The 11,924-nt window shown below is 39.2% G+C and carries 6 protein-coding genes; all 6 read left to right on the top strand.

Features of this window, described 5'->3' with window-relative positions:
• Window positions 1-56: 56 nt before the first annotated feature.
• Entirely contained in the window at window positions 57-1,232 is a 1,176-nt protein-coding gene (locus GR929_RS05395) for a FecR family protein (protein WP_159517923.1), read from the top strand.
• A gap of 152 nt (window positions 1,233-1,384) precedes the next feature.
• Window positions 1,385-4,768, top strand: a complete 3,384-nt coding sequence (locus tag GR929_RS05390; protein WP_159517922.1) for a TonB-dependent receptor — start codon at window positions 1,385-1,387, stop codon at window positions 4,766-4,768.
• Between the two features lie 11 nt (window positions 4,769-4,779).
• The gene (locus tag GR929_RS05385) at window positions 4,780-6,519 is read left to right on the top strand and encodes a RagB/SusD family nutrient uptake outer membrane protein (RefSeq protein ID WP_159517921.1); all 1,740 of its coding nucleotides are present in this window, start codon (window positions 4,780-4,782) and stop codon (window positions 6,517-6,519) included.
• Between the two features lie 35 nt (window positions 6,520-6,554).
• Entirely contained in the window at window positions 6,555-9,353 is a 2,799-nt protein-coding gene (locus GR929_RS05380; RefSeq protein WP_159517920.1) for a SusC/RagA family TonB-linked outer membrane protein, read from the top strand.
• Between the two features lie 24 nt (window positions 9,354-9,377).
• Window positions 9,378-11,096: a RagB/SusD family nutrient uptake outer membrane protein gene (locus tag GR929_RS05375; protein ID WP_159517919.1), complete on the top strand. Its 1,719-nt coding sequence runs from the start codon at window positions 9,378-9,380 to the stop codon at window positions 11,094-11,096.
• A 23-nt stretch (window positions 11,097-11,119) separates the two neighbouring features.
• Window positions 11,120-11,704 carry a DUF1735 domain-containing protein gene (locus GR929_RS05370; protein WP_159517918.1) on the top strand — a complete coding sequence of 195 codons (585 nt, stop codon included), beginning with the start codon at window positions 11,120-11,122 and terminating at the stop codon, window positions 11,702-11,704.
• Window positions 11,705-11,924: the final 220 nt, after the last annotated feature.

Genomic DNA, 11,924 nt, shown 5'->3' with positions numbered 1-11,924 from the left:
CCACATCGACACACTAATGTTGAATATTAATTTACGATTTCAGGTAAGAATAAAAAATGAATATAAAACAATACCAATCCTACAATACAGAAGAGTTTATCCTTGATGATTACTTTATGAAACTTGCCAAGGAAGAAACAGTCAACGGGACGACTCTAAATGAATTCAAAAGCCTCCTTCCTGAAAAAAAATCAGAGATTGAACTAGCTGCAGAAATCGTTAAGCAAATACAATCGGAAAAAGTAACGTTACCAAAAGAACGAAAAGATATAATACTCCACCGGGTTTTTAAACGTGAAAAAATACAATTACGTAATAACCTGATTAAATATGCAGCGGCGGCTATACTTGCCATTGGTATAATTAGTACATCCATATTATTAACAAACCAACGAAGTAACCTCCAAAAGTTTGCATCCTTAAATAAGGTAAAATCAGAAAATGCGGAACTCGTTTTAGCGAATGGTGAAAGAGTGGAAATTGAGAGCAAGCAGTCTAAAATCGAATACACACCTGATGGTACTTCCGTTTCATTAAACGATACATCCAAATTAGAGCAAGAGAAAGTTAGTTCAGAAGAAAGTTTCAACCAGGTTATTGTTCCCTTTGGAAAACGATCATCTATATTACTATCAGACGGCACAGTAGTTAATTTGAATTCAGGCTCACGATTGGTTTACCCTCCTGTCTTCGACAAAAAAATCCGTGAAGTGTTTTTGGAGGGTGAAGCATACTTTGAAGTGTCTAAGGATAAAACAAAACCTTTTATTGTGCGCACAGATGAGTTTAAAGTCAAAGTTCTAGGTACCAAGTTCGCGGTTCAGGCCTTCAAAAAACAAAGAGAATATAACACTTTACTTGTGGAAGGTAGTGTCAGCCTTTCTTCGGGCAGCAATTTATTTTCCAAGGAACAAGTTCTTAAACCCAACCAAAAAGCAACGTTGACTAATTCAACCAAGGATTTCAAAATCACAGAAGTGGAAGATGTACAAAACCAGATTGCATGGATTCACGGGTATCTAATTTTTAACAATGAAGACCTTGAAAGCTTGACAAAAAAAGTTTCAAGATATTACAATATTGATATTGCTGTATTTACAACTGGCAAAACCGGGTTATTTTCAGGGAAACTTGATTTAAAAGATGATCCGGAAAGAGTAATTGAAGGATTATCAACAATTTTTAAAGTTAAATATGAAAATCAAAATGGAACAATAGTATTTAAAGACTGAAAAAAATAAATCCGGAAGATGGTTGCAACATCTCCCGGATCATTAAATAAACACGCCGTAAGGCTAATGTCTAATACCTAAACAAATTTATGAAAAAATGTGAAATTCAAGACTCCTCGGGAAAAAGGAGACTGAGAAGGGTTTTATTAACTATGAAACTACTAACGATCCTGATTTTAGCAGGAAATGTGGCTGTTTCAGCCAGTGTTTATTCTCAAACGACTAAAATTGATCTTCAGTTCCAGAACTCAACGATCGGGAGTATTCTGAAGTCAATCGAGAGTAGTAGTGAATTCATCTTCGTTTACGACTCGGAATTGGTCAATACAAAAATTGAAAAAAGCATTTCACTTCGGGATGCGAAAATCGAAAAAGTTCTTGACGAGTTATTTGGTAACACCAACGTTGCCTACCTGATTGATGACCGACAGGTATTCCTATACAAAAAGGATGACGTTGAGCAATTAGACCAACTAAAATCGAATGTCAAAACAGTACTTGAACAGGAAAAAAAACTAACCGGTTCTGTAAAGGACAGTGACGGCCTTCCATTACCTGGCGTTGCTGTTGTGGCAAAAGGAACGACAAAAGGTGTAGTTACCGATGTTGACGGAAAATTTTCCTTATCTGTTCCCGAGAATGTCAAAGCGTTGGTATTCTCGTTTGTAGGAATGAAGAGCCTGGAAATCGAAATTGGATCGAAGACATCATTTGACGTAACTCTCGAAGAAGAGACAGTTGGTGTTGATGAAGTTGTTGTTGTTGGTTATGGTGTTCAAAAGAAAGAAACCGTGACTGGTGCAATTGTCTCAATCGACGACAAACAATTGGTTCAGTCGCCTCAGGCAAACATTAGTAACTCACTGGTAGGCCGGTTATCTGGCGTATTGGCTGTGCAACGCAGTGGTCAACCAGGAGAAGACCAAACAACAATCCGAATTCGTGGTATCGGAACTTTCACCGGATCGGCTGATCCCCTCGTGCTTGTTGATGGAATTGAGACAGATAATTACAACAACATTGACCCGAACGAAATCGAGAGTATCTCCATACTAAAAGATGCCTCGGCAACTGCAGTTTATGGTGTTCGAGGTGCTAACGGTGTAATGATCATCACCACCAAAAGAGGTACCGAAGGAAAAACAGAAGTTAGTTACTCGCTGCAACATGCAACTCAGCGTTTCACAGACTTCAGAAACACGATGAATGCAGCGGAGTTTGCAAACGGCATGAACATCGCTGCTCAATATGACTCGTACATCACTGGTGGTTATACTCCGGTTTTCACCGACGAGGATATTGCTCATTACACTGCGCACGATGACCCTATTTTCCACCCGGATGTGGATTGGTTCCCGTACATGTTTGATAAAAGCTCGGGACAGACACAACACAATTTGAACATTAATGGTGGAACCGAAAAAGTTAAATATTTCGTTTCATTAGGTTATTTTGACCAGGAAGGTCTGATTAATCACACGGATCTGGTGGAAGACTATGATGCTACAATCGTTTTCAAGCGATACAATATTCGTACAAACTTCGACTTTGAAATTACAAAGCGCTTTTCCGCAAGTTTAAATCTGTCTTCTACCATTGAGAACAGATCTGGAACCTCTTCAAAAGTTAATGAGATATTTGAAGCAGTTTGGGCTACCAATCCCGTTGACCAACCCCTGATTACTGATGGGAAGTTCATTGAGCTTGACAACAAAGTTTCATTAGGAGTCAGCCCATTCCAGAAAATGTTTTTGTCTGGAACCGGATATATCAAAGACTACCGGAATTATCTCAATAGTTCACTGCGGTTCAATTACGACCTCGATTTTATCACTAAAGGACTAACCTCCCACGCTACTGTTTCTTACAATAATTACAACAACCAGCACATCTTTTACCGCAAGGATCTTGTTCGATACAGACCCGTGCGTTTAGAAGATGAATCGATTGTTTTTATTCCAAAAACCTATGAAGCTCCTTTTGGTTTTCAGGAAAGTTTCGGTAAAAACAGGAAAGTTTATTTTGAAACTGGTATAAATTATGCAAGAGCGTTTGGAGACCATGATGTTAGCGGACTGTTGCTTTACAATCAGAGTAAACGATATGATCCAGACTTTCTTTACCTGGTACCAAACGGCTACCAGGGAATTGTGGGTAGAACCACATATGGCTACAAAGACAAATACTTGGCAGAAGTTAACATTGGGTACAATGGTACAGAGAACTTTGCTCCTGGGAAACGCTTTGGATTCTTCCCCGCTTATTCACTTGGATGGGTTGCATCAGAAGAATCGTTCTTCCCTGAAAACAAAATACTTACTTATTTGAAAATCAGGGGATCATACGGGATTGTTGGTAACGACCAACTGGGAAGTATCCGCATCTCTCAAAACGGAAAAAGATTCCTATACATGCCTGCAGCTTATGGATATTCATGGAATATCTACCAATTTGGTGAATATGGCTCAAATCAACAAGCCTATGAAGGAGCAATTGAAGGAGCGTTGGGCAACGAAGACCTAACCTGGGAACGAGCTAAAAAGATGAACATCGGTGCCGATTTCGCATTTGCAAATGACAAGCTTAGAGGAGCGTTTGACCTTTTCAAAGAAAAACGCGATAATATCCTAGCGACAAGAAATGTTGTTCCTGTTGTGGTTGCGGCTCAACTTCCGGCCTATAACCTTGGTGAAATGAAAAACAGTGGTTTTGAAGCTGAGCTTTCATACAACGATGAAGTCGGAAAACTTAACTATTGGCTCAAAGCAAATTTCACCTATGCTCACAACATAGTCGAATTTCAGGATGAAATTACGAGGCCTTTCACCTATCAAAATAGAACAGGTCAGAGATTTGGGCAAATCTATGGTTTAAAAGCTGACGGATTCTTTAATACATGGGAAGAAGTCAATGACGCCAATCGCCCTGTTTATGAATTCCAAAATAATAAGATACAGCCGGGGGATGTTAAATATGTGGATATCAACGGAGATGGTAAAATCAACAATGATGATGTTATCCCGATTGGCTATTCAGATTTTCCAGAAGTAGTTTTCGGTTTCTCATTGGGAGGTAGTTTCAAAGGATTTGATTTTTCTGTTTTATTACAAGGAGCAACGCATGTGTCGTTAGCCTACCCTTCCACCTACTGGATGCCATTTAAACAAGGTCGAAATGCTCCTGACTATATGGTTGAAAGTTGGAGCCAGGAACGATATGATCAAGGTCTAAAAATCAGTTTCCCTCACTTTAACACAGGGAACACTACCAGTGCTTCGAATGGACAACGTTCAACACTGAACATTGAAGATGCAACATACCTTCGTTTAAAAAACGCAGAAATTGGATATACCATTCCAAAGAAGATTTTGCAGAAAATAAAAATCAAGCAGGTGCGTCTATACGTCAACGGTAATAACCTGCTAACCTGGGACAAGTTATTGCCAGGAGCAGATCCGGAATCAACGAAATCATTTGAAGCTGAAGGATATCCGATTACCAGAACGATAAACTTTGGGTTCAACGTTAAATTCTAAAAATCAGACCAATGAAAAATAAGATACGATTTATTATAATTTTCCTGTTGACACTGACTGTTTTTGTTTCATGCGAAGACATGATGGGAGACTTTCTTGACAAGGCCCCGGGTGTTGACGTAACAGAAGATACCATCTTCTCATCAAAAGCTCAGGTAGAGACCTTTATTGCCACCATGTATCGCACGGGCCTACACACAATCTTTGCCAGAGAAGAAACATCACTTACTGGTAGCCAATATGCAATGACATCTATCGCATGCGATGAAACAGAATCATCTCAAACCTGGACCTCCCAGCAAGGTTGGAATACCGGCGATATTACTGCCGACAATATCCAATCCCGCGAAGACTTCAGGTGGCCGCTTCGCTTTAAAGGACTTCGTTATGCGAACATTATGCTCCAACGAATTGATGAAGTTGAAAGTCTGGATCAGGCCTATAAGCAAGAAATAAAAGGTGAAGCCTTGTTCTTAAGAGCATTGAACCACTTTGAAATGTTTAAACGATATGGAGGTGCTCCAATTATCGACAAAAAGTTCGAATTGACAGATGATTTCTTTGTACCCAGAAGCTCAGTGGAAGAACTTGTCAATTTTATTGTAGCCGATTGTGATGCAGCTATTGCACTTCTTCCTGATACTCGTAGTTCTGATCAAAAAGGGCGCATTACTAAAGGCGCTGCATTAATGCTTAAATCAAAAACATTATTGTACGCAGCCAGCCCATTGTTTAACACAGCTACGCCATACCTGAGTATGGACGATGCTTCTAACAATGATTTAATTTGCTACGGAAATTATGACCAAAACAGGTGGCAAAAAGCAGCAGATGCAGCAAAAGCAGTCATTGACTGGGCTCCAAGTGGTGGTATTCACTTGATTACCGATCAGGGTGTCGACGAAAACTATAGATACGTTTACGAAATAAATGACAATCCTGAAATTATTCTGGCCAATAAAAATATTGGAGCAAGAGATATGTGGACATTTCCATGGGGAAGTATTCTACCCATTGGTATGGGCTGGGGATGGCATATTGGCTATTCCATGACCGCCAACTTTTTGCATAAATATGAAAAACAAGATGGGACACCCATGGAATGGTCAGATACTGGAGGAAACGATCTTAAACAAAAGTATGAAGAGATAGACCGTAGATTTGCACAAACTGTTGGAATTCCGGGTTCATACTTTAACAAGGATTTTCCAGTTATCACCAACTATGCTGGTGGTAAGATGAATAATCAAAATAAAGGTGGACATATTATTTTAAAATTTGTCCCTCGTACAATGACTTTTTCATCCTGGAATCAAATGCCAAACGACATTCTCTTCAGATTGGCAGAAGCATATTTGAACTATGCAGAAGCTTTAAATGAAGCACAAGGACCGGTACAACAAGCTTATGACGCCGTAAATATTATCCGTGCCCGCTCAGGACAACCTGATCTACCTTCCGGATTATCACAGGAAGAATTTAGAGAACGTGTTCGAAATGAACGAGCAATCGAGCTGTTTGATGAAGAACATCGTTTCTTCGACATTAGAAGATGGATGATTGCTGAGCAAGATGGTGTTATGCAAGGAGATTTTTATGGATTGAAAATTTTCCAGGATCCAGCAGCACCGGATTTCAGGTACCAAGTATATAAAATTGAGACCAGAACATTTAAAAGAAGAATGTACCTACACCCATATCTTCGTTCTGAAGTGCTTAAAGGATACCTTGTTCAAAACCCTGGGTACTAAACACTCAATTAGTTTAATAAATAAAAAAGACATTCATGATATATAGATATAACCGACGCATATTTTTATTCATTGCAATAACGTTATGCTTAAGTGCCACATTAAAAGCTCAAACAGATTCAAAGGATACTATCGTTGTTTCCGATGAACCTGCAATAGATATCGCTTATGGCAAACAGCCGGAATGGATGGTTACCGGCGCTACTACATCTGCAAAAGGCAGCGAACTACAAAACACGTTCACCACAAGCTTCCCTTTCAAACTTTCAGGAAGAGTTCCAGGATTGACAGCCCAGCAATTAGCTACCGAGCCTGGATTTGAAAGCTCTACCTTATATTCCAGAGGTGTCAGCACATTTGGTGTTGGTGAAAATGATATGCTGGTCTTAGTTGATGGCTTTGAAAGCAATTTCGCTGATTTGACTTCTGAAGAAGTAGAATCAGTCACTTTACTTAAAGATGCTTCTGCAACAGCAATGTATGGAAGTCGTGGAGCAAACGGTGTTTTACTAATTACCACCAAAAGAGGAAAAGAAGGTAAACTAAAAGTCGAGTTCAGCACCCAACAAGGTGTACAAATGGCGAGCCGGCTTCCTCAATACCTTGACTCGTATGATTATGCAAGATTATACAACGAAGCGTTGGTAAACGATGGGAAACCTGAATTATATACCAATGAAGATCTTCAATTATACCAAAATGGAACGGATCCTTATTTTCATCCCAATGTAAATTGGTACGATGAAGTATTAAGTAATGCATCGCCTATATCAAACTACAATCTGAATTTCACTGGTGGTAGTAAAGCTGTTCAGTACTTTGTATTACTGAACCAAATAAAGAGTAATAACCTATACATAAGATCCGGGGACAAATCAGAATTTAGCGAGAATGGCAAATACCAGCGTATCAATTTTAGAATGAATGTTGATATTCAACTGACAAAACGGTTTTCAACGGAACTTTCTGTAGGCGGAACAGTTGTTGATCAAGCCAATCCGGCAGGACACAATTCGTATAATGTCTTTAACTCAATGGCTATCATACCTCCAAATGAATTTGCGGTTTACAACCCCAATGGCACATTCGGACGTAACTCCCTATATTCCAACCCACTTGGAGACATCTTAAATCAAGGATTTTACACATCAAACGGACGGACACTTAATTCAACTATCGGGTTCACCGAACAACTGGATTTTATTACAAAAGGGCTAAGTTTTACTTCAAAAATTTCGTTCAACAGCTACTTTTTAAGTCAGTCTAATAAAACGAGATCCTATCAAAGTTTTGAAATATCCAAAGACGATCAGGGAGAAATTGTTTATACAAAATTTGGGATCAACGAATCATTGAATGCAAGTGAAGGTGCTTCAGATCAGAACCGGAGTTACGTGATTCAGAGCTTCCTGAACTATGATCGGAATTTTGGGGATAACAATGTAAGTGCCGTATTGATGTATAACGCCGACAATTTTACAATCAGCGGAAACTCGCAACCAATAAAACATGAAAATGTAAGTGGTCGTGCAACATTTGCCAATAAACAAAAATACATCGGAGAAGTTAGCTTTTCATATATGGGATCAGGTAACTTCCCTAGCGGCAGCAGATTTGGGTTCTTCCCGGCAGTATCAGCTGGTTGGGTTGTTTCAAATGAAGACTTCCTAAAGGATAACAAGTCCGTGAATTATTTAAAATTCAGAGCTTCCTATGGAATGGTTGGAAACGAACTGATCGGTGGTCCGGCTTTTATGTTTGATCAAACCTACCCAAATACCAGTCCATACTTTTTTGGAACCAGTAACACTCAATCTGGGGCAATCATTCAAGGTAGGCTTGCGAATCCCAATGTTACCTGGGAAAAAGAAAAAAGTTTCAACATTGGTTTAGAGGCTCAATTATTCCAGAAACTTGATTTCTCTTTGGATGTATTTAACAGTGACCGTTACGATATCTTGGTTCAGCCAAACACGGTGGATTCTGACTTTATGGGCTATACAAAACCCTATCTGAATGAAGGAAAAACGAACAATAAAGGTTTTGAAGCGATGCTTAGGTATAGCAATGACCGATCAAATGAATTTAAGTTTTTTGTTGAAGCAACTGCCTGGTATTTCAAAAACAAAGTGGTTTTCAACTCAGAAGCCCTTCAACTTTACGACTATTTATATCGCACCGGACAACCAATCAACCAACCTTTTGGTCTTGAGGCCATCGGATTCTTCGAAGATCAGAATGATATTGATGCAAGCCCGAAGCAAAACTGGGTTGCAATTCAGCCAGGGGATGTTAAATACAAAGATCTGAATGAAGATGGGAAGATTGATGAACTGGATATTCATCCAATTGGAAAATCAGGTTTGCCAAACTTCACAGGAGGACTGCGCATCGGTGCAGAATACAAAGGATTTGATTTTGATGTATTCTTTCAGGGCGTAGCCAGCCGTTCAGTCTATTTTGGTGGTTTAAATTTTGAAGCGTTCCAGAATAACGGTAAAGCCGGAACAATTGCCTTGAATCGATGGACTTCCGAAACTGCAGAAACAGCCACATACCCAAGATTGTCGTCAGAAAATAATGACAATAATTACCGGTATTCAAGCCTTTGGCTGCGTGATGGTAGTTTCATTAAACTAAGAAGTATAGAACTTGGCTACACTCTGCCTGCGAAAATTTCAAACTTGGCGAAGTTAGAGAAAACCAGAATTTTCATCAACGGGAACAACTTGTTCTCCTTAGATCATATGGATGGTTATCGTGATCCCGAGGTTGGATCTTATTATCCTGCAATGAAGTCATTCAGTGCCGGAATTAGAGTCCAATTCAAGTAATTCACATCAATTAAAACTTTAAGAATGAAAAATATAATTTATATACTTGGAATATTCTTGATCTTCTTGCTAAATAGTTGTGAAGACCTCGACAGGGACATCATAACAAACATTAGCGAAGAAGAAGTTAATACACATTACAATTATAGTAATGCCCGTGCTACGGCATTATACACAGACTTACCAGATGGTTTTTTCGAAATTGGAGGAGCTCTAATTGCCTCAGCTGGTGACGAAGCAGAACATACTCTTGAGACGTCATCAATTCAAGATTTCAACGTTGGAAGCTGGAATGAAATCTCAAATCCAGGCAATGTTTGGGCGAAATATTTTGGTGCTATCCGTAATGTAAACTTGTTCCTTGAAAACTCAGATGAGATTGACCTGGAAATATACAGGTTAGACCCTGCACCAGACCAACAAGAAATCTACAGAACCCGCTCACTTGAAATTAAACGCTGGAAATACGAAGGCCGGTTTTTAAGAGCTTATTATTACTTCCAGTTAATCAAGAGATACGGTGGTGTTCCTATTATTAACCAATCCATGGTAATGGGAGATGAATATGAAAACATTCAACGTAGTTCGCTACAAGATTGTATCAATTTTATTACTTCGGAATGTGATTCAGCAGCTGCTCAGCTACCAGCAAAATATGATGATACCAATTTAGGAAGGATCACTAAAGGTGCTGCGCTTGCTCTAAAAGCAAAAGTTTTACTTTATGCCGCTTCTGAACTATGGAACAACACATCGTGGGCATCCGGATTTTCAAGTCCTGAATTAATTTCATTGCCTACTGCAGACAGGGCTGCGCGCTGGAAAGCTGCGGCAGATGCGGCAAAGGCTGTAATTGATCTTGATGGCTCAGGCTATGCTTTATCTGACAATTATCGAAACCTGTTTATCACAGCACAATCGTTCCAAAGCCCTGAACATATTCTGGTTAGAAGGTATGGCTCCAGTAATTCCTTTGAAAAAGCCTGCTGGTCAATTGGTTTTGATATGGGGAAAAGTGGAAATGCGCCTTCTCAAAATATAGTTGACGCATATGAAATAAAAGTTGATGAAACGACTGCTATTCCATTTGACTGGAATAATGCCGATCACGCAGCTAACCCTTACATGGCAAATCGTGATCCCAGGTTATATGCCAACGTCATTGTTAACAACTCAACTTACAAAGGCCGCACCATGGAAATATGGGAAGGCGGACGAGATGGAAAAGGAAAAAACCTGGCGACAAAAACCGGATACTATCTTAAGAAATTCCTGGATGAGAACATCAACCTGTTAACAGGAACCTCCAGTATCCATTCCTGGAGTTTGATTCGTCTGGCAGACGTTTACTTATGGTATGCTGAAGCGTTAAATGAATACGATCCGGGAAATGCTGATATCAAATTTTACGTTGATCAAATTAGACAAAGAAACACAGTCGACATGCCTCCGGTTCCTGATGGTTTAGATCAAAGCGAAATGCGCGAGGTTATCCGACACGAAAGAATAGTAGAACTGGCTTTTGAGGGACATCGTGTTTGGGATCTGCGTCGTTGGATGACAGCACCACAAGTACTCAATGCTCCGCTTAAAGGAACAAGTATTGTTAAAAATGGAAATGAGTTCTCTTACTCGGTTATTACAGTTGAAAACAGGGTATTTGAACCCAAAATGTACTTCTATCCTATTCCGCGTCAAGAATTATTAAAAATGCCTAACTGGTTGCAAAACCCATTGTGGTAGTAACCGATAAAATGATAATAAAGATGAAAAAAGATATGAATAATAAAATAAAGCTTCTGGCATTCCTAATCGGGATATTGTCACTTGCATCATCCTGCGAATACCAAGAAATAGCTGACGCTGATTATCCAGATCAGTTGATATATATGCCTACCGCAGTGCATGGCATTTATACCATTGATAAACTTCCTGAAGATCCGGAATACGTTCCAACCCCTGGATATGCATATCGCTTTTTAGTAGATGATGCAAATGGAAAATTCATTGTACCTATGGGTGTTTACCGCTCAGGATACGAAAGGAAAGCTGACATTAGTGTTGACCTTACTGTTCAAAATGATACAGTTAACAACCTAATTCAGGCTGCTGCAATTCCTGGTAATACAATCATTTTATCCCCGGATAAATACACTCTTCCCTCTTCTGTTGTTGTTGAAGACGGAAGTGAGATTGCCAAATTCAATCTTGACATTGATTTAAATTATCTGTCAAGCCTTGGTGATGCTGTAGTTGCTCTTGCTGTAAATATTTCAAGCTCTGATGCAGAAGTGAATGAGGAATATCAAACAACTGTGGTTGTCATTCATACAAAAATTCTGAATCCGTAGCCCGTTTGGACGCAAACGTTACACGGAAAAGCACTATAATAGAGAAAGGGTAAAAACCCGTATGTTCCATATTTTATTTTGTTAGAAACGACTGTTAATTAGTTAATCCTTATGAACTAATATTTACTGGAAATAATTGTTTTTGTCTAATGATTATTTCCAGTAAAATTTTAAGCCAAAGAACTTCTTCTTTGATTTTCCGAAGTAATCCTTTGAAGTT

The sequence above is a fragment of the Sunxiuqinia indica genome (assembly GCF_009847015.1).
GTDB classification, from domain to species: domain Bacteria; phylum Bacteroidota; class Bacteroidia; order Bacteroidales; family Prolixibacteraceae; genus Sunxiuqinia; species Sunxiuqinia indica.
This window is presented reverse-complemented; position numbering and strand designations above follow the sequence as displayed.

Coding starts and splice junctions, on each gene's coding strand:
- GR929_RS05375 (WP_159517919.1), top strand. CDS start 9,378: ATGAAAAATATAATTTATATACTTGGAATATTCTTGATCTTCTTGCTA.
- GR929_RS05390 (WP_159517922.1), top strand. CDS start 1,385: ATGAAACTACTAACGATCCTGATTTTAGCAGGAAATGTGGCTGTTTCA.
- GR929_RS05370 (WP_159517918.1), top strand. CDS start 11,120: ATGAAAAAAGATATGAATAATAAAATAAAGCTTCTGGCATTCCTAATC.
- GR929_RS05385 (WP_159517921.1), top strand. CDS start 4,780: ATGAAAAATAAGATACGATTTATTATAATTTTCCTGTTGACACTGACT.
- GR929_RS05395 (WP_159517923.1), top strand. CDS start 57: ATGAATATAAAACAATACCAATCCTACAATACAGAAGAGTTTATCCTT.
- GR929_RS05380 (WP_159517920.1), top strand. CDS start 6,555: ATGATATATAGATATAACCGACGCATATTTTTATTCATTGCAATAACG.